Raw genomic sequence first — 25,578 nt, forward strand, 5'->3', positions numbered from 1 at the left:
ACTTCGATGTTGCACATGAGCCTAGTCGGCACGCCCCATCAATGGCCGTCTCATGACATACTCCGAACTGGCACTAGCGATCTTTGTGCTCCTGGTCACGCCAGGACCCACCAACACGCTCGTGGCGATGGGCGCTGCGGAACAAGGTTGGTTCCGCACGATCCGTCTGATCCCTGCCGAGCTTCTGGGTTATCTCGCCACGACGCTCCCGCTGTCGATTCTGGGTGCGCAGCTCTTGGAGGCAGTCCCGATGGCCAAGGCTGCCGTTACGGTGGTCGCAGCACTTTGGGTGATGTGGCTTGCCCTGTCGATGTGGCGGGTGCCTTCGATGGGGACGGGACGCCCCACCGTGACGGCACGCCGCGTCGCGGTCACGACGCTGCTGAATCCCAAGGCTCTCATCTTCGGACTGGTGCTCCTCCCCGCGTCGAACATGTGGACCTCGGCCGGCAATTTCGTGTTGTTCTCAGCCGAAGTGGTAGCTGTCGCCATGATATGGGCCGCACTGGGGGCCAGCTTGCGCCGGAACGGCCGCCTTCAGACCGGGATGCCGGCCCGATGGAGACGCGCGGCCTCGGTCTGGCTGGCGGTGCTGGCTATGTATCTGTTCGGCAGGGCAGCGGGATTGGCCTGATCGGTTAGCCGATCAGCGACTTGGACCGTTCCGCAGTATCCCCGTAGTGCTGCCGCAACCGTTCAAGGGCAATCCGCAGCACGACCTTGCCAGAGCGCGCGGACCAGCCCAGGCGCTTTTCAAGCTGCTCCAGCCCTTCCAGAAGGCAGCAGCAACGAAGAGCGACGTCAGCCAGACCTGGCCCAAGATCAGACAAAGCGCGCTCCATGCGCGATCTGGCGGCCTCGGGTCCGTTGACCTGTGACGAGCGCTCGGCGAACCTGTGACCCGGCAGTCGTTCGAGCCACTGATCCCAATCGACGGCGCCATCGCGAACGCCTTGGACCAGTTCGAAATCCTCTCGGAGCCGTTCGCCGGCCGCCACCAGTTCACGGCTGAGAAACGGGCGCCCTTCGCCGTCGCGACGCCGGGCCAAGGCCGCAAGCGGACTTTCCGGGAGCGATGAACGCATATGCCTGAGCCGGCTCTCGTCGCAGATAGCCTCTTCGGCACGGATGCCGATGAAGGATGCGGGGGCCTCGGCAAGACCAGCCGGCCTCGCCTCCTCCATGCGGCGGCGGAGAACCTGACGGCCCGAAGGGGTGATTCGATAGCGGCGGATCCGGGCATCAGGGGCCACGCAGGCGATCCAGTCCCGCAGCGCCATGGCCTCGGCCAGCCTGCGGTCCACGACGGCCAGCCGTGTGGGCTCTCCATCGTTGCCTTCGCGAACAACGACGCCCTTTTCCATGTCCCGCGCCACGGCCAGCACGCTGCCGGCCTCGGCCAGCCGCCGGAGGACTGGGACGGACTCGTTGGCCAGAACTTCGTCCCTGTCCTTGTCTTCGGCCGCTGGGATGTCGACCGAGAGGTGACGCAAGGCCGAGTCGACCAAAGGGTCGTCGCGCAGCGACTCCACTCGTCGCACCCGGCGAAGGATTGTGGATGGGTGCACTTGAGCCTCGCGAGCCAGGGAGCGAATGGAGTGCCCGCCCTCCGTGTGGGCCAGGTAATTCCGTGCCGCCACCGGCACCCAGCCCGGAAACTCACCAACCCGCTCCGACGCTACAAACTCCGGCCCGACATGGGCTACACGTTCAGTCATGGTCATTCGCTGCTCCTGCCTTGCGTCGCGGCCTGTCCCGGCCACCTGCCGCGTCCGGCTATCCCTTGGACGCCGCGCCAAGGAACGCCGTTCGCGGACCAGATTGGTTGCCAAGGGCTAAACTTCTCTGACCCCCGCGAACGGTCCGACCCCGGCTCACGCAACACTGTCAAAACTCGTGGCAAAGTCTCGTTATCAAAGGGCTACATTGCACGAGGAGAACGACTATGCTTGACCTTCTTGGTATGATCGCGACTCTTGATCGTCCGCGGCTTCTGGTCAGCGCGGCTCGATACGGTGTCGATGGTTATGACCGTGCCAAGCACCTGCCCCGCCTGATTGGTGGACCGGTGGCACCCCGCGTCGGCGAGGCTATCGTGAAGCTTCTGGATTTGGAGGCGATGCTCGAAAGCAAGCGCCAGGCAAAATCCGCGGACTACACCCACCTTAGCCATGTGTCGGTGCTGATCGCGCTGCTCGGAGAGGCTCGGGCTCTGCGGGCTGCCAATAGGCCAGCCCTTGTCGCAGCATGAGGACGACATGGCGCCCTGTACGGCCAGATGTCAGGTCGGCGCGCTGCAGGCCGTTGACCGGGATCAACACGTCCCGCTGGTGCGGCTCATGAATAGGGGAACTCTCGGCCCCCGGCGCCTTATCACAGCGCGCGAGGGCCTCTCCATGCAAAAGGCTCTAGAGGAACGCGTCCGGAACCGCTGCCTTACGGCTCGCCACGAAGTCATCGAGGGACTCGCGAATCGCTGGATCGAGCTCCGGCTGCCGGTAGGTCTCCAGCAGACGCTTGACCCGAGCGGAGGCAAGCGCCTGGGTATCCCGCGCTCCTTCCTCGTCCCATGTCTCGAAGGGCTTGTAGTCCAAGAGGTCCGTCCGCCAGAAGGCGTTCTTGAAGTTGGCTTGGGTGTGTTCGCAGCCCAGGTAATGGCCACCGGGCCCAACTTCATGGATGGCGTCCATCGCCTGTCCGTTCTCGCTTAGGTCAACGCCCCTGGCGAAATGGTGCAGCGCCCCAAGCTGGTCGGCATCCATGACGAACTTCTCGTAGGACGAGACGAGTCCGCCCTCGAGCCAGCCACAGGCATGGAGCATGAAGTTGACACCCGAGAGCAGCCCCATGTTCAGGCTGTTGGCACTCTCGTAGGCGGCCTGCGCATCGGGCAGCTTGGACCCGCAGAATGCCCCGGCGCTCCGATACGGCAGGCCGAGCCGGCGAACGAGTTGGCCGGTCCCATAAGTGATATGGCTGGCTTCCGGAGTCCCGAAGGTCGGCGCGCCCGAGTTCATGTCGATGCTGGTCACGAAAGCCCCGGCGATGACCGGAGCGCCCTTGCGAACAAGCTGGCTGTAGCTGACTCCGGCCAGGATCTCGGCCAGCACCTGGGTCAGGGTGCCCGCCACCGATACGGGCGCCATGGCCCCGCCCACGATGAAGGGCGAGACGATGGCAGCCTGGTTGTTGCGGGCATAGACCTCGAGCGCGCCCATCATGATGCCGTCAAAGGTCAACGGCGAGTTGATGTTGATGAGCGATGTCATGACGGTGTTGTTCTGGACGAAGTCCGCCCCGAACAGCAGCGATGCCATGTCCACACTGTCCTGTGCGCGTTCAGGCGCCGTGACCGACCCCATGAACGGCTTGTCGGACAGCGTCATGTGTGCATGAAGCATGTCTAGGTGACGCTTGTTCACCGGAACGTCCGTCGGCTCGCAGACCGTCCCACCGGAGTGGTGCAGCCACTTCGACATGTAGCCGAGCTTCACGAAGTTGCGGAAATCCTCGATCGTGGCGTAGCGCCGTCCGCCTTCGGCGTCGCGGACGAAGGGCGGACCATAGACAGGGGCAAGAACGAGCGACCGTCCCCCGATCTCCACATTCCGCTCGGGGTTACGGGCATGCTGCGTGAAGGTTCGGGGCGCGGACGAGCAAAGCTGCCGCGCCAGCCCACGAGGGATGCGCACACGCTCGCCCTGGACATCCGCGCCCGCCTCTCTCCAGCGCTGAAGCGCTTCGGGATTCTCGACGAAGTTCACGCCGACTTCGGCCAACACCGATTCGGCGTTGTGCTCGATGATCTGGAGCGCTTCCTCGTTCAGTACCTCGAAATTCGGGATGTTGCGTTCAATGAAGCGGGCGCTTTCCACGCTGACCGCAGTCCGCTCCGCGCGTCTCGCCGCTCCACCGCCACCCCGCGACCGGCGACCCGTTCCTGCTTCGGCCACGTCCGACATGCCCACGCCCTCCTTCGGCTATGTCGCCTCATACCGAGGCAACGCGGTAGGGGGGAAGGAGGATGCGCCCTTTGGCGTGCAAAAGCGACATGCGCCGTGCTTGCGTGGCGTGCGTCAACGTCCTAAGGCGCCACTCATGACCCTCGACACAGCCCAGATCGCCGCCTCGGACCACCAACGTCTGCTGATCATCGACTTTGGCAGCCAGGTCACGCAACTGATCGCCCGCCGCTTGCGCGAGCTTAACGTTTATTGCGAGATCCATCCCTTCAATGCCGTCACGGCGGCGTTCATCCGGGACTTCGCGCCTCAGGCGATCATCCTGTCCGGTGGTCCTGCCTCGGTCTTCGCCGAGGGCGCTCCCCTTCCCCCAGCCGAAGTGTTCGAACAGGGCGTCCCAGTGCTCGGCATCTGCTACGGCCAGCAAGCGATGATGCACATGCTGGGCGGCAAGGTCGAATCAGGGCACGGCACAGCCGAGTTCGGTCGCGCCTTCGTCACGCCCGGCGAGGGGACCCTGGATATCCTCAAGGGCTGGTTCCTGGAAGGCCGGGAAGAGGTCTGGATGAGCCATGGCGATCATGTGAGCCGGCTGGCTCCCGGCTTCCGGGTCTATGGCACCTCGCCGAACGCCCCTTTCGCTATTACGGCGGACCCAGAGCGTCACTTCTACGCCGTGCAGTTTCATCCAGAGGTCCACCACACCCCCAACGGGCGCACACTGTATGCCAACTTCCTTCGCCTCGCGGGCTTTCGCGGTGACTGGACGATGGCCGGGTACCGGGACGAAGCCATTCGCAAGATCCGGGAACAGGTCGGCGACTCCAAGGTCATCTGCGGCCTGTCGGGAGGCGTCGATTCCTCTGTTGCAGCGGTCCTCATCCACGAGGCCATCGGAGACCAGCTCACCTGTGTCTTCGTGGACCATGGGCTTCTGCGGAAGGGCGAGGCCGAGCAGGTCGTGTCGATGTTCCGCGACCATTACAACATCCCTCTCGTCCATGCGGACGAATCAGATCGTTTCCTGAGCGCCCTTGAAGGGCTGGACGACCCGGAAGCGAAGCGCAAGACGATCGGCCGGTTGTTCATCGATGTATTCCAGGAACATGCCACCGCAGTGGGCGGAGCGGAGTACCTGGCTCAGGGCACCCTCTATCCCGATGTCATTGAGTCGGTCAGCTTTTCGGGCGGTCCTTCGGTCACCATCAAGAGCCATCACAACGTCGGCGGACTGCCCGAGAAGATGGGCCTCAAGCTCGTCGAGCCGTTGCGCGAACTCTTCAAGGATGAGGTCCGCCAGCTTGGCCGCGAGCTTGGGCTGCCCGAATCGTTCATCGGCCGCCACCCGTTCCCCGGCCCCGGCCTTGCCATCCGCTGCCCTGGCGCGGTCACCCGCGAGAAACTGGCCATTCTCCGCGAGGCAGACGCAGTCTTCATCGATCAGATCCGCAGGCACGAGCTTTATGACCAGATCTGGCAGGCCTTCGCTGCGATTCTCCCCATGAGGACCGTCGGCGTCATGGGTGATGGCAGGACCTACGATTATGCCCTGGCGCTTCGGGCGGTGACCTCGGTCGATGGCATGACAGCGGATTATTATCCCTTCACCCACGAATTCCTGGGCGAGACCGCGACGCGGATCATCAACGAGGTCCGCGGCGTCAACCGCGTCTTCTACGACTGCACCTCAAAGCCGCCGGGGACGATCGAGCTTGAATAGGCCCTCTGGCGCCTGCCGCTGCGGCGTGGTTGCCTATTCCTGACCAGCAGGAAGGACGGAGAGATGCAGGCGGCTCGGTTCATGGAGGTCGGTCGGATCGAGGTGGGCGACATCCCCGATCCCGACCCTGTTCACGGCGAGGTCGTCGTAAGGGTTTCTCACGCGGGGGTCTGCGGGACCGATCGGCACATCCTGAAGGGCGAGTTTCCAAGCCGCCCGCCAGTGGTCCTCGGGCACGAGTTCTCCGGCACCGTTGTTGCGGTGGGTGCGGGCGTGACGACCCACAGCGTCGGCGACCTCGTTGCCTGCGACCCGAACATCGCTTGTGGAGCCTGTCCATCCTGCCTCCTGGGCCGCATCAATCTTTGTGAAAACCTCATTGCCATCGGCGTTCAAAGAAACGGTGGCTTCGCCGAGTTCAGCAGCGTCCCTGCCCATCGCGCGCTATCCCTTCCAGCCGGGCTCGACCTTCGCAGCGCCGCCTTCTCCGAACCCTTGGCTTGCTGCGTCCATGCCCTGGACGTTGCGGCGATCCGGCCCGGAGAGCGGGCCATCGTCATCGGCGGGGGTGTCATCGGGCTTCTATGCGTTCAACTGGCGCGGCTCGCGGGGGCTGAGGTCATGTTGATCACACGGTCTCCGGCTCGGCAGGTGATCGGTGGATCGGTCGGCGCACACACCGTCGCGGCCACTCCGGAGGAAGCCCGAGAGCAATGGCCGCGAGGGGCCGACATCGTCCTCGAATGCGCGGGCACCGGCGAAACGATGGCCCAGGCTCCGCGGCTGGCCGAACGGGGGGGTCGCGTCGTCATCGTGGGTGTGCTTGCCAAAGGCGAAGGGGTCTTGATTGAACCATTCGACCTGCTGCTGCGCGAGGTGGATCTGCGGATGGCCTTCGTGAACCCGTTCACCCAAAGCCGCGCGCTTCAGTTGCTCGCGTCCGGCGCGATCAGCACGGCGCCGCTCGTGACGCGCGAGGTGGGCCGCGAGGATCTTCCCGGTATCCTGGCCTCACAGCCTGGGCCAAGCGAAGTGAAGGTGTTGGTGACCGGTTGAGCCTTCACGATAGCAGGCCTCACGGGACAGCACGTGCGGCGCTTTGGATGGCCGGCTCAGTCGGAAGCTTCTCGCTCCTTGCCATTGCCGGGCGTCAGGTCAGCGCCGCTTTCGACACCTTCGAGATCATGTTCTATCGAAGCGGAGTAGGCTTTCTCATCGTAGCGGCACTGCTTGCGGCGAGCGGCCGGCTCAACGAGGCGCGTCCACACAGGCTGGGCCTCCATGTGCTGCGAAATCTGATCCATTTCACAGGCCAGAACCTGTGGTTCTATGCCCTGGCCGTCATCCCGCTTGCGCAGGTGTTCGCTCTCGAATTCACCACGCCTCTTTGGGTGCTTCTCATGGCTCCACTCGTCTTGGGGGAGCGGCTGACCGGTCGTGGCCTTCTCGCGGGGGTGATAGGGTTCGGAGGAGTGCTGCTGGTCGCCCGTCCGGAATTCGGGAATCTCGATCCTGGCATTCTTGCCGCAGCGCTCTGCGCGATCTGTTTCGCGATCACGTCGATGATGACCAAACGGCTGACCCGCACGCAGCCCGTCACTGGAATCCTGTTCTGGCTTAACGCGTTCCAATTGGCTTTGGCAACAATCGCGGTCGGCTGGGATCTGGAGGTTCCGGTGCCCAGCGCGGCTCAGCTTCCTTTGTTCATCATCATCGGGATCACGGGTCTGGCGGCACACTGGTGCCTGACGAACGCGTTGAATGTCGCTCCTGCTTCGGTGGTCATGCCGATGGACTTCGTGCGGTTGCCGTTGATAGCCGTGGTGGGCTGGGCCCTTTACGGCGAGCGGCTCGATATGTTCGTTGTCCTGGGTGCAGCCATGATCCTGGGTGGCAACCTTCTCACCTTGTTGCGGCAAGGCGGGCCGAATGATGAAGATGCGACCGAACGTCGCGTCATTCGTTGACGCAACCAAGAGCGCCGGGCGATGCTCGGGCCATCGAAATCATCACGGTAGGGGAAGCCATGAGTCGCATCATGCAAGGCGCGGGAGCGATGCTCCTTGCAACGACGTCGCTGGCGAGCGCAGGCGCACTCGACCGCTCGGGCCAGCCGGTCGGCGTCATCTTCGAAGACGGGAACTACGTCGAACTCAGCTACGGCTTCACCAGCCCTGACGTCCAGGGAAGCTTCACCAACCCTGTGAGCGGAGCGGTGTCGCGTTCCGGCGACGTCGGAGTGGACTTCGATCAGGTCACCCTTTCGTTCAAGTACGATCTCAACGACCGACTCTCGGTTGCAGTCATTCTGGACCAGCCGTTCGGCGCCGACGTGAACTATGCAAACGCCGAACTGGGCTACCCCGTCCGGGGATCCGAAGCAGTCTTCGAAACCAGCAGCATCACGGCATTGGGCCGCTACAAGCTGAACGACAGCTTCAGCGTTCATGCCGGTGCGCGATCCGTGCGTGTGGATGCCGATCTTTACGTCCAAACGCCCACCCTGCTGAACCCGGCTGACCCCACGACGCTGGCGACCTACTATTACGACGGCAACTTCGACGCCGACAGCGATCTGGGCTACGTCGTGGGGGCAGCCTATGAGCGTCAGGAGATCGGGCTCCGTGTGGCCCTTACATACTCCTCGGAAACCAGCTTTTCGAACGGGACAAGCTTCGCGGCAGGAATCCTGGGGGTTGGGGACGTCCTGACCGGTTCGGGACAAACCTCGTACACCCTGCCGCAATCGGTCAACCTCGACTTCAGGACCGGCATCGCGGCGGATACAGCGATCTTCGGATCCATTCGTTGGGTTGACTGGTCATCCACCCAGATCAACGTCCCGGGACGGCTTCCTGACGGTCGGCCAGCCTATCCGGACAATCCGGTCGTGGGTTACGACGAGGACATCGTGACCTATACCCTGGGCATCGGGCGTCGCTTTTCGGACCAGCTGACTGCATCGGCCGCAGTCATCTACGAGCCTGCGACAGGCAGCGATTTCAGCCCAGCCGTCGCACGCAGCGGCGTGTCCAATCTCGCACCCACGGACGGTCAGCTCGGGCTGCAACTGGCAGCAACCTATGCCCTGAACGACAGCCTCGAACTCACGGGCGGCGTCCGCTACACACGGCTGGGCGATGCGACCACACGCGGCTTTGGCGCAAGCTTTGAGGGCAATGACGCCGTCTCGCTGGGCCTGAGAGTGGGCTACCGGTTCTGATCCACATGCGCGGCCCTGTCGAACCCGGCGGGGCCAAACCATGTTCCGGGTTGCACCTGTGGCCTCTTTGCGGTGAGAGACCCAGCAGGACTGCATGTGTGATCACTATGACCAGCGGCTCGGCCGTTGTTCGTCTGGCCGACGGCTTTGAACGTCTCGTGCGGTCCGTGAGGTGACAGGGAAAGATGTGGGATGATCTACCGGACGGACCAGGAGTGGCTCAATGCCACCGAGCGGCAGGTGCTGTTGTTCGGGATGTCAGGATTGGGCAAGACCCATCTCGCCAAATGCCTTCGCGGTACCGGTCGCTGGTTCCACTACTCGGTCGATTACAGGATTGGCACCCGCTACATGGGCGAACTCATTGCCGACAATGCCAAGCGCGAGGCCATGAAGGTTCCGTTCCTGCGCGAACTGCTCATGTCCGATTCGATCTACATTGGCTCCAATATCACGTTCGATAACCTGGACCCCGTCTCGACCTACCTCGGCAAGCCGGGCGACCCCGGCCGAGGCGGCCTCCCCTTTGAAGAATACCAGCGTCGTCAGTCCGAATTCCGAGAGGCCGAGGTCGCCGCGCTGCATGATACAGGCCGGTTCATCGACCGGGCCAAGGCGCTTTACGGCTACCGGAACTTTGTGTGCGACACGGGCGGTTCGATCTGCGAATGGGTCGATCCGACCAACCCGGAAGATCCAATCCTGCGCGCCCTGTCCGCGCGCTGTCTCATGATCTGGATCAAAGGCTCGGACGATCATACCACCGAACTGGTGCGGCGCTTCGATCAGTCGCCCAAGCCGATGGCTTACCGCCCGGACTTCCTGCTTCGAATGTGGACCGAGTACCAAGGCACGAATGACCTGACCGACGGCGACGTGGACCCGGACGCCTTCATCCGGTTCACCTACGCTCAGGCGCTCGCGCATCGGCAGCCCTTGTACGCGTCGATGGCGCAGCATTGGGGGGTCACCGTCCAAGCCAAGGACATGGCGCACGTGGACGGAGAGGCGGCATTCGTCGACGTCGTCGCGGCGGCACTGCGAGAGCGAATGCGTCAGGTGGCCTGAGCGCTCTCAGCATGCGCTCTTGCAACGCCCTGCCCCGTCGCGTATTTGCCCACGCTTTCCAAGGTTTTCGCCATGCCCATCAAGCTGCCTGCGAACTTGCCCGCCTATGATGTCCTGAGCCGCGAAGGCGTCATGGTGATGTCCGACACGCGGGCTGCGCGCCAGGACATTCGACCCCTGAGGATCGGACTTCTCAACCTCATGCCCAAGAAGATCCAGACCGAGACGCAATTCGCCCGGCTGATCGGCGCCACGCCGCTTCAGATCGAGCTCACGCTGATCCGTATGACGGAGCATGAGACAAAGAACACGGCTGCCGAACATATGGCCGAGTTCTATAGGCCATTTGCGGACGTCGCCGCGTCAGGCGACAAGCTGGACGGTCTGATCGTCACGGGCGCTCCGGTGGAGCATCTCCTCTTCGAGGAAGTCACTTATTGGGATGAGCTTCGACAGGTCTTCGACTGGACCCAGAGCCATGTCCACTCGACGTTCGGCGTCTGCTGGGGCGGCATGGCAATGGCGTATCATTTCCATGGCGTGTCCAAGCATATGCTGAACGAAAAGGCGTTCGGCCTTTATAGGCATTCGGCGCTCGATCCAGCTTCGACCTATCTTCGGGGGTTTTCCGACGAACTCGTCGTGCCGGTGAGCCGCTGGACCGAGATGCGGCGCGAGGAGACCGAAGCCGCGGGGCTTAAGACGTTGTTGTCCTCGAACGAGGTCGGGCCGTGCCTGGTGGAGGACAAGAAACGGCGCGCGCTCTATATCTTCAACCACCTTGAATACGACAGCGATACGTTGAAGCAGGAGTATGACCGCGATGTCGCGTCTGGCACACGGATCCAGCTTCCGTTGAACTATTTTCCAGGCAACGACCCCTCCAAGCGGCCGCCGAACCGATGGAGGAGCCATGCCCATCTTCTCTATGGCAACTGGATCAACGACATCTACCAAACGACGCCATACGACCTGGCGGAGATCGGCGGCTGATACTGCCCGCCTGGCTCCCCTCGGAGCCTGTGACCATCCTGCACAGCGGGACGACGCGGCCAGTAATCGAGCGTGTCGGGTCAGCCCGCCGTCCAGGGTGGTTGAAGGGGCAGCGGCGGCTTCCATAGTATCTCTCAGGAGGACGAGACATGAAACTGCCGCTCGACGGGGCCATCAGCCGCTACTTCCATGAAGAAGCGCCAGCCGATGTGCGACGCACGATAGAGGGGGCGCACAAAGACGACGTTCTCAATCCGCGCTATCCCTACCCTGAGGCGATGAAGCGGCAAGCCTACGAGACCGAGATGGACCTTCTCCAGGTGGAACTCGTGCGCTTCCAGGCCTGGGTCAAGGAAGCAGGGGCGCGTGTGCTCGTCGTCTTCGAAGGTCGGGATGCCGCCGGCAAAGGAGGCTCGATCAAGGCTTTCAGCGAGAACCTGAATCCGCGGGGCGCTCGCGTGGTGGCCCTGGGGAAGCCGACCGAGATCGAAGCCGGTCAGTGGTACTTCCAGCGGTACATCGCCGAGCTTCCAACGGCAGGCGAGATCGTCCTGTTCGACCGATCCTGGTACAACCGCGGGGTGGTTGAGCATGTCTTCGGCTTCTGCACGCCCGAGGAGCGTGCCCACTGGTTCGAGCAAGTCGGCCCCTTCGAGGAGATGCTGGTCAACGAGGGGATCCACCTCTTCAAGATCTGGCTCAACGTCGGACGTGCCACCCAGTTGGAGCGGTTCCTGGATCGCGAACGCGATCCGCTGAAGCAGTGGAAGCTCAGCTGGATCGACGCCGAGGGGCTCCGCAAATGGGACGAGTATTCCGCTGCCATTGCCGAGACTCTGATCCGCACGCACAGCACACGAACGCCTTGGACATGCCTTCGGGCTGATGACAAGCGCCGGACGCGACTCAACCTGATCCGCTCCGTGCTGACACCGATCTCTTACGCGCGAAAAGACGTAAAGGCGATCGGCGCACTGGACCCCCGGATCGTGGGCGGCCCCGAGGTGGTCACCGCCTCCGGGGGCATCTGACGGTGCTCAAGCGCGGTTATCACCACGGCAACCTCAAGGAGGCCTTGGTCGAGGCTTGCCTGCGGCTCATTGCTGAAAAAGGGCCGACCGGCTTCACTCTGTCAGAGGCTGCTCGCGAAGCAGGCGTGACGCCCGCCGCAGTCTATCGCCACTTCGAAGGTCGCGAGGACCTGATCGCCGAGGCGGCGCGGCAGGGCTACGAAATGTTCGCGGACCTGCTCGAGCACGCTTGGAGCAAGGGGCAGCCCTCGGCACTGGCCTCGTTTGAGGCGACAGGTCGGGCCTATCTGGCCTTCGCGCGCAAGTTCCCAGGGCACTATGTGGCGATGTTCGAATCCGGGGTTTCGATCCAGCGCACGCCGGAACTGGCCAGTGCTGCGCGTCGATCGATGGAAGTCATGGAGAAGGCTGCTCGCGACTTGAGCCAGCATATTCCGCCCGAGAAGCGGCCACCTCCTGCGATGTTCTGGGCCCATGTTTGGGCGCTTTCGCATGGCGTGGTGGAACTGTTCGCTCGCGGCACACCAGGGACGCGAAGCCCCTTCCCTCCAGAGGACCTGCTGGAAACAGGGATCGGCGTTTATCTACGCGGTTTAGGGCTGCTGCCCCCGGACCAGTAGGTCGGGCGCGAAGGTTGCCCTTCGCGCCCCGCAGTCAGTTTACTCTGTAGCCGTGCTGCCCGTGGCACCAGTCGTGCCCATTGCACCTGCGCCACTGACATCGATGCCGGCCTGCGTGGCCTGAGCCTGGTCGATCTGACAGACCACCAACTGCATCATGGGGTCTGCAGTTCCGGTGGCCGAAGTGTCGGCTGCCGTGGACTCGACATCCTGGACCGTGCCCGTCAAGTCACCGCCTGCGGCCGAACCCGCCGCATCCGCTGTGGCCATGTCCGACGTCATGCCCGTCGTGCCACTGTCGGTGGGGGCTGCCGCCGTGTCGGTGCTGGCCATATCGGTGGCGCTGGCATCCGCGCCGGTTGTTCCGGCGTCTGTTGCCGCCATATCGGTGCCGGTAGCAGTGGCACCGGCCGTCCCGGCAGCACCGGCGTCAGCCGTGGCCGTACCGGTCGAATCCATGGTACCGGACGCAGCGGCGGTGTCGGTCGAAGTCGCCGCCTCTGTTCCGGTGGCGCCAGTGCTGTCGGTCGCACTTGCTGTCTCGTTGCCCAAGCCATAGACCACGGCAGGGTCAAGTCCGCTTTCCTCGAGGCGTGTCGAAGCGACCTGCTGAATGGCGGCTTCATCTAGCCCGCAGGCTTGCGCCGCTTGGGCGACGGGAACCTGGATGGCCTGGCCTCCGACGTCCACATATACATTGTCCAAGCTGGTCGTGGCGCCAGCTTCCTGAGCCATTATCGCCGTCGACGATAGCAGCAGCACCGCCGTCGAGGCGGTGAGAGTTGCGAATTTCATAAGGGCTCCTCCGAAATGGAGCGGGTCAGGATTATTGCCTGATCTCCGCATGAGACCGGACGTTTCATCGCCCCGCCTACAACCCAGTAACCTTCTGCCAGCGAGACCGTTCCGTAGCGCCAGTTCCCGACAGCGGCTCCTCGCTTGTCAGCCAGGTCGCGGCATGGTCTCAGGGTGCAATCAGTCCTAGAGCGGTCGCAGTGTCCATGCCGACCTCGCACACGGCAGCCTTGGACTGGGTGGTGCCCTGGGTCGGCGTGGCAGGTCCGTCGTTCACAGCAGGGTCGGACGCAGGCTCATCAGCCGTTCCTTGACCGCTCGGCCCGTCGGACGCCACATCGGGTGCAGGATCTCCAGAGCTGTCATGGGTCGCGTCGGCTCCGTCTGCGACGCTCACGCCATCTATTGTCGAATCCATGGGCGTATCGACAGCAACCTCGGGAGCAAGATCGGTCGCATCAGCATTTACGGACGTATCCGCCATGGTCCCCACCTCTGTTCCCAGGGACGCCCACTCGGCACGGAGGGTTTCTGCATCGATGCCACAGGCCTCGACTGCCAGATCGAATGGCACCTCCATCACGGTGCCATCGACGCTGACCCCAACGGTATCAGGGTTGCCTTGGGCCCGTGCCGCAGTCAGCGGCAGCAGCAGAGCCAGACTTGTGAAAGCCATCCTCATCCGAGTCACAGTGGATCCTCCCATGGGCCCGGAGCCGAACGGTAGGACTGACCGTGGCACCGCCCTATGGAGTCGAACAGCAGACCGCGACGTTCGGTTCCTGAGTTCAGGGACGAGTAGCGCTCAACGGCTGAGCACCACCAGCGAACGCTCGTCCCAGACCACCTGAGTTGCCGCCCCAACCTCAAGCACCGGGCGGCCGATCAGGTTTTTCATAGAGATCGTCAGGGGTCGTTCGACACCAGCGACGCGGACATCGTAGTAGGTCATGTCGCCGTAATAGACGACCTCGTCCACGACTCCCTCGGCAAGGCGGCGATCCGTCGTCTCACCGGGGAAGAGGAGGCCCAGCGTCTCGGGCCGGATCCCCACGGTCGTTCGCCCGGGCATCACTCCGCCGGGGGCCTGTTCGGCCTCGATCGCGCCGCGCCCGAGACCCGCGGTGTCCACCAGAATCTGATTGCCTTCGATCGCCACGTCGCCGGGCAGAAGGTTCATCTTTCCGATGAACTCGGCCACCCTCTTTGTGTTGGGACGCCGATACAGCCGCTCCGGATCGGCCATCTGACCGATCTCGCCCTCGAACATCACGGCGATCCGGTCGGACATGACCAAGGCTTCTTCCTGGTCGTGGGTGACCAGGATAAAGGTGATGCCGACCGTCCGTTGAAGCCGGATGAGCTCGACCTGCATCTGCTCGCGCATCTTCTTGTCCAGAGCCGACAGCGGCTCATCAAGGAGCAGAACCTTGGGCTTGAGGATCAGGGCACGGGCCAGTGCCACGCGCTGGCGCTGACCACCGGACAGAGCATGCGCGGCTCGGCTGCCATAGCCACCCAGCCCAACCATCTCGAGCGCCTCGGCCACAGCACGGGATTTCTGGTCGCGCGGACGAGGATCGCGGCGCAGGCCGAATCCCACATTCTCGGCCACCGAGAGGTGAGGAAAGATGGCATAGCTCTGGAAGACCATGTTCGTTGGCCTGTGGTTGGCCGGCACCCCCGCCATATCCCGCCCGTCGATCATCAACGTCCCAGAAGATGGGGTTTCGAAGCCCGCGATGGTGCGGAGGAGAGTTGTCTTGCCGCATCCCGACGGTCCCAAGAGAGAAAAGAACTCCCCCTGGCGAATCTCCAGATCGATGCCCCTCAGGGCGTGATAGTCGCCGTAATGCTTGTGAACACCACGAAGCTGGATAAGGGGAGCCGCGACAGGCTTCGATTGGGCGCTCACAGAAAGCCTCCGGTATCCTTGAGGCCGGCGCGGGCCACACCCCGGCGCCGGAAGTATTCAGCCACGATCAGAAGGGCGATCGAGATCGTCACCAGGATGGTTCCCAGTGCCATGATCAGCGGCAGGGCATCCACGAACCTAGTCAGGCCGTAAATATAGACAGGCATGGTCGGATTTGCGCCGGTCAGGAATTGCGCGATGACAAAGTCATCGAGCGAGATGATGAAGCAAATCAGCAGCGAGGAGATGATGCCCGGGAACACCAGAGGCAGGATCACGAGCCGAAACGCGCCCCAACGCGTCTCTCCCAGGTCCATCGCTGCTTCCTCGAAGGAGGAGTCGAGGTTCTGAAAAGCGCCGTTGAGAATGGCGATGGAGAACGGGATGCAGATCACGGTGTGCGCCGCGATGACAGTCCAGTTGGACAGGTCGAGGTCCAGCACCTGCCGCACCACTACCAGCAGCGCCACGGCGATGACGATCTCGGGCAGCACGAGGGGGAGCATCACGAACCCCAGGAAGCCGCGCTTGCCGGGAAAGTTCGCCAAGGTGCCGGCCCGGGCGGCGCATACGCCAAGCAAGGTAGCGAGAATGGACGTGATGGTTGCAATGAAGAGGGAATTGCGGAGCGCCTGATGCAGAGCCTGGGTCGTCCAGAGCTGTTCGAACCAGCGTGTCGAGAACCCGGTCAGGGGAAAAGCGATGATGGCCGCGTCGTTGAAGGCGAACAGCGGCAGCAGCAGGATCGGGGCATATAGGAAAGCCAAATAGATGAGGGCGTAGACGCGAAGGCCGGACCACTTGTTCATCCGCGTCCCCTTAGCCAGCGTTGGTTCAGGAGGATGAACACAAGGCTTACGACTCCTACGGCGAGCATGGTGATGATCGACAGCGCTGCGCCGAGCGGCCAGTTGTTCAGCTGCAGGAACTGCGTCTGGATGACATTGGAGATCAGCCGTCCGCCTGCCCCTAGCATGAGTTCGGGGGTGACGTAGTCGCCGATGGTCGGGATGAAGACGATCAGGACTGAACCGACGATGCCCGGAACCGACAGGGGGAGCGTCACCCGCACAAAGGTGGTAAAGCGGTTCTCACCCAGGTCCTGGGCGGCTTCGAGCAAGCTGCGGTCGATCTTCTCCAAGGCCACGTAGATCGGCAGGATCGCGAACACGGCATAGGCATGGGATAGCGTGATAATCACCGAGTTCAGGTTATAGAGCAGAAAATCCAAGGGCTCCTGGATCAGACCGAGCTCGATCAGGCCAGTGTTGACCACTCCGTTGTAGCCCAGGATCACCTTCCACAGGAACACGCGGATCAGGTAGCTCGTCCAGAAGGGGATGGTGATCAGGAACAGCCAGAGCGACTTCCGCTGCGGCGCAACGTGGAACGACACAAAGTATGCCACTGGATAAGCAAGAAGAACCGTGACCAAGGTCACTGTCGCCGAGACAAACAGCGACAGGGGCAGAACGCCCCAGCGGTTCTGATTACCCCAGATGTAAATGGGACCCGAGAAGATCTCGCGATAGTTGTCGAGTGTGAAGACTCGGCTGAGTGTCAGGCCGGTCTGGGTCCAGAACGAGATCAGGACGATCGAGATCAGCGGCACTGCCAGGAGCAGGAGCGCATAAGCGAAGGGAGGTGCGACCAGAGCCGCCGCTCGCGCCCTTGGGGACGTGTCGAAGATGCCCATCGAGCTGAGTGGCCTCCTTGTCGGCAATTGGTCGCGATGTTCACCGACGATGCGGCAAGGTCAACGGCTAAGTGCCCCTGCCCACTTGGGGAACGCAAGGTTGTGTGACTGAGGTTTCGACTTGCTGCCCCAGAGGCTGCAAGCCCTTGCTGACCTCACAGCAAAAAGGCGGCACCCGATGGATGCCGCCCCAATGTGATGACCGTAGAGATGGTTCAGCGCTTTGAGAACTGGAAGCTCCGGCGGGCCTTGGCCTTGCCGTACTTCTTACGCTCGACGACCCGGGCGTCACGGGTCAGGAACCCGGCTGCCTTGAGGGAGGGGCGCAGCGAGGGATCGTAGAGCTGGAGCGCCTTGGACACGCCGTGCTTGACCGCACCAGCCTGACCCGAGAGGCCACCGCCAACAACGGTCGCCATGACGTCGAACTGGTCGGAAACGCCCGCCACGGAAAAGGGCTGACGCAGGATCATCTGGAGCACGGGGCGGGCAAAATAGACCGCCATTTCCTTGCCGTTCACGATCACCTTGCCCGAGCCCGGCTTGATCCAAACACGAGCAATGGCGTTCTTGCGCTTGCCGGTGGCATAGGCACGGCCGAGAGCATCCCGCATGGGTTCACGTGGTGCCGGGGCGGGCGCAGCGTCGGCAGCGGCCGGCGCAACGGCGGCTTGGGACAGCTGGTCGAAAGACCTGATCTGGTCGGCCATATTACGCGGTCCTCGTGTTCTTCGGGTTCATGGACTTCACGTCCAGGACTTCGGGCTGCTGGGCGTTCATGCCATGCTCGACTCCCGCGAAAACGCGCAGGTGCGAGAGCTGCTGGCGCGACAGGCGGTTGCGGGGAAGCATGCGGCGGATCGCATTCTCGACCACGCGCTCGGGGTGCTTGCCCTCAAGGATCTGACCCTTGGTGCGGCTCTTGATGCCACCGGGATGGCCGGTGTGCCAATAGAAGTGCTCTTCCCGCTTGTCGCCGGTGAGCTGCACCTTGTCGGCGTTGATGATGATCACGTTGTCGCCCATGTCCATGTGGGGCGTGAACGTGGGCTTGTGCTTGCCACGAAGGCGCATCGCGACGATCGTGGCGAGGCGGCCGAGAACGACGCCTTCGGCGTCGATCAGGATCCACTTCTTCTCGATGTCCGCGGGGGTCGCGGTAAAGGTTTTCATCGGGGTGTCCCAGGATTGAAGGCGGGGTGGACCCCGCGTCGGAATGCCGGGGTTATACCCGTTCGACACCCGAGGTCAACATCGGCCTGGAACTTAGTTTATAAGCAAATCAATGCCTTAGGCTTTGTGGTATCATGATACCGCGGACGACGCTGGCGGGATCGAGTAGGTTAGGTTGGCCCTGGCGACCAGAAGCCCTGAGCCCTCGGAGAGGATGCGTGTATCGACGACCACAAGGCTCCGGCCCAGTTTCAGGATCGTCGCTTCGCACAGAAGATCCCGGTTGGCTGCCGGTTTCCGAAGAAAATCGATGCCAGCGTTGGTGGTGACTGTTAGCGCGCGAGGACCGATGCGCGACAGGATCACGCAGTAAGCGGCCACATCGGCCAGCATGAAGATCGCCGGTCCTCCGACCGTACCACCCGGCCGCAGATGCCGATCCGACGCCAAGAGGCGCATCGTGAGCCGGTCGATGTCCAGGCCGTCGATGCGGACGTCACCCGCCACCTGCTGAAACTCGCGAGCCAAGAAGACCTGCAACGCCTCGATGTCCATTAGGAGCATCGGTCAGGCCAGGTACAGCGATCCGAACTTCGTTTCCAGATAGTCCAGAAGCGGCCCTTCGCTTGGCCCGCCTCCGATTGCATCGGCCACCGTGTCACGCGGTTCCCGAAGGCCGCCGTGCCTCTGAAGGCGATCGCGAAGCCACTGGACGGCCCCGCTCGCATCGCCGCGCGCCAGGTCGCCATCAAGGTCGGGCAGCGCGCGTCGCATCGCGTCGTGGAGGCAGCCTGCATAGACGTTGCCGAGGCTGTAGGTCGGGAAGTAGCCGAACAGTCCCACGGACCAATGAACATCCTGAAGAAGGCCATGCGACGGTCGATCCACTGGCCGGCCGAAATCGGCCAGGAAGCGGTCGTTCCAGGCCGCCTCGAGTTCCTGCACCTGGAGGTCGCCGCGCATCAGAGCCTGTTCCAGATCGAACCGGAGAAGGACGTGAAGGTTGTACTGAACTTCGTCCGCCTCGGTCCGGATGAAGCCTGGCGAAACACGGTTGATGGCGCGGTAGAACGCGTCCTCGCCGTCGATTCCGAAATCGCCGAAGATGTCCCGCATGCGGCCATACAGCCAGCCGGTGAAGGCACGGGACCGGCCAAGCTGGTTCTCGTAGATCCGGCTCTGGCTTTCATGGACCCCCATCGATGCGCCCTGCCCGAGCGGAGTCAGGAAATGCGCGCTATCGATCCCCTGCTCGTAAGTGGCGTGACCGACCTCATGGATCGTGGAGTAGATGCAGTTGAACGGATCGGCCGGATTGGTCCGCGTCGTGATGCGGACGTCCAGCCCGCTGCCCGACGAGAAGGGGTGGACCGCCTTATCCAGGCGCCCGCGTGTGAAATCGTAACCGAAGGCCCTGGCGCAGACATCGGCAAGGATCATCTGCCCCTCTTCCGGAAAGATGCCGGTCAGTTGCGCGGGCTCCGGCGCGGACAGGACCCGGTCACGAAGGGCGACAAGACGCGGCCGCAACGCCGTGAACATCGCGGTCAGTTCAGATGACGTGGTGCCGGGCTCGTATCCTTCCAGAAGGGCATCGTAGACGTCGGCGCCCTCGCCAAGCGCCGCCCCCTCTTCGCGACGAAGGGCCACGACCTCGGACAGGATGGGAAGAAAGCCTGCCACATCCTCGTTCGCGCGGGCCTCAGCCCAGATCCCCTGAGCTCGCGATGTCACCCGCGCCAACTCGGACGCAAGCCGCGCGGGAACGCGGCGGCTGCGCTCGAAGGACCGGCGGATATGCCTCAGGTTGGCTGCTGCCACATCGTCCGGTGCCACCGCATGCTCCAGCCAGTCGCCCAGCCGTTGATCGGTCCGGCGGGCGTGTAGCACGGTCTCCAACGCCCCCATCTCCTCCGCACGCTGGGCGGCAGCGCCGGATGGCATCATCGTCTCCTGATCCCAGCCGAGACGGCCCATGACCTGGGCCAGGGCTTCGGTCTCCCGCTGAAACGCCATAAGGTCTGAATAAGCGGTCATGCTCGCCCCCGGATAGTCGTGGCAACAGGATAGCGGGCCAAGAACCGGCCCCGGACAACCAAGGTCCAAAGCAGAATCGCGCCCGCCTGGTGGGTGATGGCGACATGGAGTTGGGCCATGCTGAGCACAGCCCAGACCCCTAGAACGACCTGAATGGCGACGGCGCCCAGAACCCAATGAAAGGCCGTCCGGGTGGCCGGATGGGGAGACCGTCGCGCACGGAGCCAAACCACGACGGCAAGCAGCGCGACCGCATATCCAGTCATGCGATGGATGAACTGCACGAGACCCGGGTTCTCGAAGAAGTTGCGCCAGATCGGCTCTATGCTCAGGGGCTCGGGCGGCAGGAAGCCCCCTGCCATGTCGGGCCAAGTCGGATAGGCCCGGCCCGCGTCGATGCCTGCCACAAGGGCCCCGAGGATGATCTGAAGGAAAGACAGGTGCATGAGGCCCGTCGCACCCGCGAACAGACGTCGCTCGGTCTGACGACGCGCCGTGAGCAGTTCCGTGTCACGCCGCCCAAGGAGCAATGCGAACCAAGTGATCAGGCCAAGGATCGCAAAAGCTAGGCCCAGATGCGTGGCCAAACGATAGGACGCAACCGAGGTCATGCCGTCCTGCAGTCCGGAATGCACCATCCACCAGCCCACGACCCCCTGAAGGCCGATCAGCACCCCCACCATCAGCAGGCGCTGGGTCCAGCCTGCGGTCAGACGCCTTGCCACCAAAAAGCCCAGAAAGCCCCCGATGAACACCAATCCGATAACCCGGCCCAACAGCCTGTGGCCCCATTCCCACCAGTAGATCTGCTGGAACTCGGGCATGGTCATGCCCTTGTTCATCAACTCGTACTGCGGAGATGCCCTGTACAGGTCGAACTCGGCCTGCCAGTCCGACGCGGACATCGGGGGTATCGTCCCTGTCACCAGATCCCAACGGGTGATGGACAGGCCCGAATCCGTCAACCGGGTCAGACCGCCGACAAGGATCATGACCACGACCAGCGCAAACAGCGCGATGAGCCACAGGCGCAGCCACCGTCGGGAATCGGAACGCCCCCGATCGATGGCGCCCGTGACGGTTGCCGGCCTTTGGACGGTTCCCACTTCCTCGAAAATTGCGCGCGGCTTCGTTGCCATCCTGTCCCCCATCGGTCGGCGCGGGTCTAAGCTCCGGAGAAGAGCCCTTCAAGGCTGCTGCCCAAGCGCCCGTCGCACCCTTTGCGGGATATGGTCGTTACATTCAGGATCTGCTGGCCCAGCGGACCATCTGTCGCAGGACCCCGTGCAGCGTCTGAACGTCCTGCCCGGTCAACGGCATGCGGCTCCAAAGATTGCGGAGCGAGAGTTTCATGCTGTCGGCCTTGTGGTCTGGAAAGAAGAAGCCTGCCTCCGTGAGCCGCTCCTCGTAGTGGCGTGCCAAGTGATCGATCTCGAGCGCAGTGGCCGGCTGCGTTCCAGCCATCTGTTCGCGGATGGCGACGACATCGTGCATGGCTCGCCGCCATTCATAGGCTACCAGCAGCACGCATTGCGCCAGGTTAAGGGAGGAAAACTCCGGGTTCAGGTCCACGGTGATGATGGCGTTGGCCCGCGCCACGTCCTCGTTCTCCAGCCCTGCGCGTTCGGGCCCAAAAAGGCAGGCCACCCGCTCCCCCTGCCCGACGCGGCGGGCCATGTCCCGGGCCGCCTCCTCGGGCGAGAAGACGGTCTTGGTCAGGTCGCGTGGCCGAGCAGTCGTCGCATAGACGTAGTGGCAGTCCTCGACGGCTCCGAGCAGGTCCGGTGATACCTGGGCGGCGTCGAGCACCCGGCCGGCCCCGGAGGCCATGGCAACGGCGCGGGGATTGGGCCAGCCGTCGCGCGGATCGACCAGCCTCATACGGCTCAGCCCGAAGTTCCACATCGCACGGGCGGCAGACCCCACATTCTCACCCATCTGAGGGCGGACGAGGACGAAGGCGGGTTCAGTGAATCCTTGCATGTTTCGCTGCATAGGAGGCTGCCTCCACCGAGGCAAGCCGAGAGGGCGCCGCTTGCAAACCGGAACGGCCTGGCTACAAGCCCCGCAACCACGCCCGAGAGGACCATCATGACCGACGCCCGCGACAGGCCGCAGATCACTCTCGTCACTCCGCCCGAACTGGAGTTGTCCTCCTTTCCGGACCTCCTGGCCCGCTGCCTGGACGAGCGTCCGGTGGCTTGCCTCCGCCTTTCCCTGTCCACCCGCGACGAGGAACGGATCTCGCGTGCGGCAGATGCGCTCCGCGAGGTTGCGCATGCCCGTGACATCCCCATGGTGCTGGAGAACCATGTTCTGCTGACTCGGCAGCTCGGCCTGGATGGCGTGCACTTGAACGATGCCGCGCGATCGGTGCGCAAGGTTCGCAAGGAGCTTGGGGACGACGCCATCGTCGGGGCGTTCTGCGGCCTGTCGCGGCATGACGGCATGACGGCCGGCGAGCTCGGCGCGGATTACGTGAGCTTCGGTCCGGCTGGCGCAACGCCTTTGGGTGACGGCCGGCGCGCCGAGCGCGAGATCTTCGAGTGGTGGTCCGAGATGATCGAGATCCCAGTCATTGCCGAAGGTGCCTTGGACGAGGATCTGGTGCGGGCGTTGTCACCGGTGACCGACTTCTTCGCCTTCGGAGCGGAGATATGGGACTCCGGCGATCCGGTCGCCCGCTTCAGGACCTTGAACGATGCCATCGGTTGAGATCTGCTCCTCACGTCCCGGTAGCGCGCCGCGCACGCTGGCCTCGGCCTCAGCCGCAAGGCTCTTGCGTTCACGTCCGGCGACCGGGATCGGCGCGTGATATGTGACATGCACGACCCCGCGATGGCTGGCTGCCAGCACCGCCAGGGCATGAGGCCCGAAATCCATGCTGCCATACCACGCGTAGAACCGAGGGTCTTGGCCCAAGGGCGCCTCGTACCAAAGAGTGACCGGCTGGAGCGTGAGGTCATCCGGCAGATCTTTGGACAGCAGGCCGGCCAGGAGCGACGGCTTGAACGGCAGCACGCGACGATTGTCGGTGGACGTGCCCTCGGGAAACAGGGCGATCGTCTGACCAGCCGCAACGCGGTCAGACAGCGCGCGAGCTTGAGCCGTGACCTCCCCCCGGGCCTCGCGGCGGATGAACAGGGTTCCCGTGGCCCGGGCCAGGTGGCCGATCCCAGGCCAAGCAGCAACCTCAGACTTTGAGACGAACACCAGACGCTGGCGAGAGTTCAACACCAGAATATCCAGCCATGAAGAGTGGTTGGCCAGGATCGCGCCCGGACCCCTGATCGGTTCGCCGACGACACGGACCCGCAATCCTATGAACCTGAGCGAGCACCGGCAGACCAAAACCGTGACGAAGGATGTCACCGGCCGCCGGCTTTGGCATAGCGGCAGCTCGACGAAGCGCACCAGGATCGAGAGAAGCAGACCGAGGCTCAGCACGATCAGAAGCGGCATGGCCCTTAGACCTGCCCGGACAAGCCCCGCAGTGCCGGGTCGCTGAGGCTCCAGCACCGGGCTCCCCTGCCACGTGGGGCTCACGCCCTCTCGCCGGCATAAAGGGCGCGGGACGTCGCCGTGAGCCGGGCGGTGTCCAGCACCATGCAGACATCGACACAGTTAAAGGCCGGGTCGTGAAACGCCCCTTCTCCCACTAACCCGCCTAGCCGCAGGTAAGCCTTGACGAGCGACGGGGTCCTCAGGATCGCTTCGCGCCGGTCGACATGTTTGGGCTGGATAATCGGAACAGCGAATGGCCTGCGGGATTGTGGCCGCAGGGACTCGGGCGCAAGATGCTGTTGCCAAAGATTGGTGAGCGGCTTAGCCAGTGAGGTAGGATCGTCGAAGGGAAACGAGGCGAGGCCGAACAGGATCTCGGCGCCTTCGTCAGCGACGACGCCGGCGACTCCCTGCCAAAGCCGCTGCATGGCACCGCCACCGCGATACTCGGGATGAAGGCATGTTCGCCCGATCTCCAGTAGGACCCGACCGCTCTTGCGCAGGGCGAACAAGTCGAACTCCTCCTCGCTGGCGAACCGGCCGGCCTTGCGCGCGCCCTCGACAGTCAAGACTCGCGTCGTGCCGACGACCCGGTTGTCTCGCAGCGTATCCAGCAGAAGCAGGTGCCGGCAGTGCTGGTCGAAGCGGTCGGCCTCGATGCCCCTTCCTACATCGGTCTGATCGCCTCCGCGGCCGCCCATCTCGGTCACGAATACGGAGAAGCGGAGAGTTTGGGCCGATGCGATCTCAGGCTTGGTCTCGGCGATACGCAGAGCCAAAGGGGACATGTGTTGCGACATTCGGACGTAAGCTTCCGCTGTTCGGCTGGATCGGATTAAGAGGGCGTTAACTCTTTGACAACCAACCTGGGGTAGAACATGCCGGCCCGGCTAATGGATGGCCGGGCCAAGCGAGACAAGGGTCAGTGGGATGCGCGTGCCGTCGAAGACGACCTTACCGGCTTCCGGAAAGTTGACGGTGATGCGCTGACCCACGACCGACTGGACCTGACCCGTCCCCCATTCAGGGTGATCAGGGTGAGTCACCAGCATGCCGGGTGCCAGGATCGCATTCAGATCGGCCATGGATGCTCCCGGTTTTCTAGAAGGACCGCATCACTCGGTGCGGCACAACGGAAAGGTGCATCGCTCGATGCCTGAAGTCCACTCCCTCCCGAAAGAGGGTCCCGGCGACACAGATCTGACGGCTCTCCTTGCAGCCCGAATCTGCCATGACCTGACCAGCCCCCTTGGTGCCATCGCCAACGGTGTCGAGCTTCTGGCTCTGGCCGGGCTTGAGACGTCGCCAGAGATGCAATTGATCGCGCAAAGCGTGGAAAGCGCGAACGCGCGGCTCCGGTTCTTCCGCCTGGCATTCGGTCTGGCAGGCCGCCAAGGGATCGGCAGCGCCGAGGTGACGCGGATCCTTGCTGCCCTGTCCCGCACAGGACGGATCGTCTACGACTGGAGCGTCACCGGCGATGTGCCCCGCGACGAGGTCAAGGCCGTTTTCCTTCTGCTCCAGTGTCTGGAATCCGCCATGCCGACCGGCGGACGGATTCGGGTGGCCCGTCAACTGGACGCTTGGGATCTGACTGCCGAGGGAGGCCGCCTCAGGGTCGATCCGATGGTCTGGGACTCCGTGCGGGAGCAGCGCGGGACCCCTCCTGCGGCGTCAGCCCTCGTGCAGTTTCCTCTGCTTGCAGGCGTGCTGGACAGGCTCGGTCGCAACGTGACCCTGGATTACGATGGGGACCGGATCACCGTGCGCATGTGATCCCCAAGCGCCGCTGTGAGACGGCGTGTCTGGCGGGCGAGGCTGCCTTTCGCAGCTTCTACCCG

At 63.5% G+C, this 25,578-nt stretch carries 28 protein-coding genes; 12 read left to right on the forward strand and 16 right to left on the reverse strand.

The window, feature by feature from the left end; all coding sequences use genetic code 11:
• The first annotated feature begins 52 nt into the window (after positions 1–52).
• Positions 53–634 carry a LysE family transporter gene (locus FHG66_RS06495; protein ID WP_139075932.1) on the forward strand — a complete coding sequence of 194 codons (582 nt, stop codon included), beginning with the start codon at positions 53–55 and terminating at the stop codon, positions 632–634.
• Between the two features lie 4 nt (positions 635–638).
• Here FHG66_RS06495 and FHG66_RS06500 read toward each other — a convergent pair whose 3' ends face one another.
• Positions 639–1,724 carry a DUF6456 domain-containing protein gene (locus tag FHG66_RS06500; protein WP_425471711.1) on the reverse strand — a complete coding sequence of 362 codons (1,086 nt, stop codon included), beginning with the start codon at positions 1,722–1,724 and terminating at the stop codon, positions 639–641.
• 221 nt (positions 1,725–1,945) lie between these two features.
• Here FHG66_RS06500 and FHG66_RS06505 point away from each other — a divergent pair, with 221 nt between their 5' ends.
• Positions 1,946–2,251: a DUF6477 family protein gene (locus tag FHG66_RS06505; protein WP_139075933.1), complete on the forward strand. Its 306-nt coding sequence runs from the start codon at positions 1,946–1,948 to the stop codon at positions 2,249–2,251.
• Between the two features lie 157 nt (positions 2,252–2,408).
• On the opposite strand, the gene FHG66_RS06510 is transcribed toward FHG66_RS06505, so the two are convergent.
• Entirely contained in the window at positions 2,409–3,962 is a 1,554-nt protein-coding gene (locus FHG66_RS06510; protein ID WP_139075934.1) for a trimethylamine methyltransferase family protein, read from the reverse strand.
• A gap of 136 nt (positions 3,963–4,098) precedes the next feature.
• Here FHG66_RS06510 and guaA point away from each other — a divergent pair, with 136 nt between their 5' ends.
• The 8 genes from guaA to FHG66_RS06550 all read left to right on the forward strand — a co-directional run bounded on the left by guaA (position 4,099) and on the right by FHG66_RS06550 (position 12,617).
• Positions 4,099–5,682: a glutamine-hydrolyzing GMP synthase gene (gene guaA / locus FHG66_RS06515; protein ID WP_139075935.1), complete on the forward strand. Its 1,584-nt coding sequence runs from the start codon at positions 4,099–4,101 to the stop codon at positions 5,680–5,682.
• Positions 5,683–5,745: 63 nt separating this feature from the next.
• Complete coding sequence (locus FHG66_RS06520; RefSeq protein WP_139075936.1) at positions 5,746–6,738, forward strand: zinc-dependent alcohol dehydrogenase family protein; 993 nt, start codon at positions 5,746–5,748, stop codon at positions 6,736–6,738.
• Positions 6,739–6,785: 47 nt separating this feature from the next.
• Positions 6,786–7,649, forward strand: coding sequence for a DMT family transporter (locus FHG66_RS06525; RefSeq protein ID WP_139075937.1), 864 nt, complete (start codon positions 6,786–6,788; stop codon positions 7,647–7,649).
• Positions 7,650–7,708: 59 nt separating this feature from the next.
• Positions 7,709–8,905 (forward strand): OmpP1/FadL family transporter, encoded by a 1,197-nt coding sequence (locus FHG66_RS06530; RefSeq protein WP_139075938.1) that lies wholly within the window; start codon positions 7,709–7,711, stop codon positions 8,903–8,905.
• 192 nt (positions 8,906–9,097) lie between these two features.
• Positions 9,098–9,973 carry an ATPase gene (locus FHG66_RS06535; protein WP_139075939.1) on the forward strand — a complete coding sequence of 292 codons (876 nt, stop codon included), beginning with the start codon at positions 9,098–9,100 and terminating at the stop codon, positions 9,971–9,973.
• A 72-nt stretch (positions 9,974–10,045) separates the two neighbouring features.
• A complete protein-coding gene (locus FHG66_RS06540) occupies positions 10,046–10,966 on the forward strand; it encodes a homoserine O-succinyltransferase (protein ID WP_139075940.1) in 921 nt (306 codons plus the stop codon).
• Positions 10,967–11,115: 149 nt separating this feature from the next.
• Positions 11,116–11,997 carry a polyphosphate kinase 2 gene (gene ppk2 / locus FHG66_RS06545; protein WP_139075941.1) on the forward strand — a complete coding sequence of 294 codons (882 nt, stop codon included), beginning with the start codon at positions 11,116–11,118 and terminating at the stop codon, positions 11,995–11,997.
• A 2-nt stretch (positions 11,998–11,999) separates the two neighbouring features.
• Complete coding sequence (locus FHG66_RS06550; RefSeq protein ID WP_139075942.1) at positions 12,000–12,617, forward strand: TetR/AcrR family transcriptional regulator; 618 nt, start codon at positions 12,000–12,002, stop codon at positions 12,615–12,617.
• Between the two features lie 39 nt (positions 12,618–12,656).
• On the opposite strand, the gene FHG66_RS06555 is transcribed toward FHG66_RS06550, so the two are convergent.
• From FHG66_RS06555 to FHG66_RS06605, 11 genes are all read right to left on the reverse strand, one after another.
• Positions 12,657–13,412 carry a hypothetical protein gene (locus FHG66_RS06555; RefSeq protein WP_139075943.1) on the reverse strand — a complete coding sequence of 252 codons (756 nt, stop codon included), beginning with the start codon at positions 13,410–13,412 and terminating at the stop codon, positions 12,657–12,659.
• A gap of 169 nt (positions 13,413–13,581) precedes the next feature.
• Positions 13,582–14,088 (reverse strand): hypothetical protein, encoded by a 507-nt coding sequence (locus tag FHG66_RS06560; protein ID WP_139075944.1) that lies wholly within the window; start codon positions 14,086–14,088, stop codon positions 13,582–13,584.
• Between the two features lie 129 nt (positions 14,089–14,217).
• Positions 14,218–15,327: an ABC transporter ATP-binding protein gene (locus FHG66_RS06565; RefSeq protein ID WP_139075945.1), complete on the reverse strand. Its 1,110-nt coding sequence runs from the start codon at positions 15,325–15,327 to the stop codon at positions 14,218–14,220.
• A complete protein-coding gene (locus tag FHG66_RS06570) occupies positions 15,324–16,136 on the reverse strand; it encodes an ABC transporter permease (protein WP_139075946.1) in 813 nt (270 codons plus the stop codon). Before FHG66_RS06570 ends, FHG66_RS06565 begins: the two co-directional genes overlap by 4 nt.
• A complete protein-coding gene (locus FHG66_RS06575; protein ID WP_139075947.1) occupies positions 16,133–17,023 on the reverse strand; it encodes an ABC transporter permease in 891 nt (296 codons plus the stop codon). The genes FHG66_RS06570 and FHG66_RS06575 overlap by 4 nt, the downstream gene beginning before the upstream one ends.
• A gap of 215 nt (positions 17,024–17,238) precedes the next feature.
• Positions 17,239–17,733, reverse strand: a complete 495-nt coding sequence (gene rpsI, locus FHG66_RS06580) for a 30S ribosomal protein S9 (protein ID WP_139075948.1) — start codon at positions 17,731–17,733, stop codon at positions 17,239–17,241.
• Position 17,734: 1 nt separating this feature from the next.
• Positions 17,735–18,196 carry a 50S ribosomal protein L13 gene (rplM, locus tag FHG66_RS06585; protein ID WP_139075949.1) on the reverse strand — a complete coding sequence of 154 codons (462 nt, stop codon included), beginning with the start codon at positions 18,194–18,196 and terminating at the stop codon, positions 17,735–17,737.
• 132 nt (positions 18,197–18,328) lie between these two features.
• Positions 18,329–18,760: a PaaI family thioesterase gene (locus FHG66_RS06590; protein ID WP_342777480.1), complete on the reverse strand. Its 432-nt coding sequence runs from the start codon at positions 18,758–18,760 to the stop codon at positions 18,329–18,331.
• 3 nt (positions 18,761–18,763) lie between these two features.
• Positions 18,764–20,233 (reverse strand): carboxypeptidase M32, encoded by a 1,470-nt coding sequence (locus FHG66_RS06595; protein WP_139075950.1) that lies wholly within the window; start codon positions 20,231–20,233, stop codon positions 18,764–18,766.
• The gene (ctaA, locus tag FHG66_RS06600) at positions 20,230–21,372 is read right to left on the reverse strand and encodes a heme A synthase (RefSeq protein WP_139075951.1); all 1,143 of its coding nucleotides are present in this window, start codon (positions 21,370–21,372) and stop codon (positions 20,230–20,232) included. The genes FHG66_RS06595 and ctaA overlap by 4 nt, the downstream gene beginning before the upstream one ends.
• Positions 21,373–21,475: 103 nt before the next feature.
• Positions 21,476–22,216, reverse strand: a complete 741-nt coding sequence (locus tag FHG66_RS06605; RefSeq protein ID WP_139075952.1) for an RNA methyltransferase — start codon at positions 22,214–22,216, stop codon at positions 21,476–21,478.
• A 108-nt stretch (positions 22,217–22,324) separates the two neighbouring features.
• Between FHG66_RS06605 and FHG66_RS06610 the strand changes: the two genes are divergently transcribed.
• Positions 22,325–22,948, forward strand: coding sequence for a thiamine phosphate synthase (locus tag FHG66_RS06610; protein ID WP_139075953.1), 624 nt, complete (start codon positions 22,325–22,327; stop codon positions 22,946–22,948).
• On the opposite strand, the gene olsA is transcribed toward FHG66_RS06610, so the two are convergent.
• From olsA to FHG66_RS06625, 3 genes are all read right to left on the reverse strand, one after another.
• On the reverse strand, positions 22,853–23,779 hold the full coding sequence (gene olsA / locus FHG66_RS06615) for a lyso-ornithine lipid O-acyltransferase (protein WP_484335601.1): 927 nt from the start codon (positions 23,777–23,779) through the stop codon (positions 22,853–22,855). The two genes, FHG66_RS06610 and olsA, sit on opposite strands and share 96 nt — an antisense overlap.
• Positions 23,776–24,525 carry a GNAT family N-acetyltransferase gene (locus FHG66_RS06620; RefSeq protein ID WP_246082489.1) on the reverse strand — a complete coding sequence of 250 codons (750 nt, stop codon included), beginning with the start codon at positions 24,523–24,525 and terminating at the stop codon, positions 23,776–23,778. The genes olsA and FHG66_RS06620 overlap by 4 nt, the downstream gene beginning before the upstream one ends.
• A gap of 102 nt (positions 24,526–24,627) precedes the next feature.
• Complete coding sequence (locus FHG66_RS06625) at positions 24,628–24,822, reverse strand: DUF3553 domain-containing protein (RefSeq protein WP_139075956.1); 195 nt, start codon at positions 24,820–24,822, stop codon at positions 24,628–24,630.
• A 67-nt stretch (positions 24,823–24,889) separates the two neighbouring features.
• Here FHG66_RS06625 and FHG66_RS06630 point away from each other — a divergent pair, with 67 nt between their 5' ends.
• Positions 24,890–25,513: a histidine phosphotransferase family protein gene (locus tag FHG66_RS06630; RefSeq protein ID WP_139075957.1), complete on the forward strand. Its 624-nt coding sequence runs from the start codon at positions 24,890–24,892 to the stop codon at positions 25,511–25,513.
• The last annotated feature ends 65 nt before the right edge of the window (positions 25,514–25,578 follow it).

This window comes from Rubellimicrobium rubrum (assembly GCF_006152115.1).
GTDB classification, from domain to species: domain Bacteria; phylum Pseudomonadota; class Alphaproteobacteria; order Rhodobacterales; family Rhodobacteraceae; genus Rubellimicrobium; species Rubellimicrobium rubrum.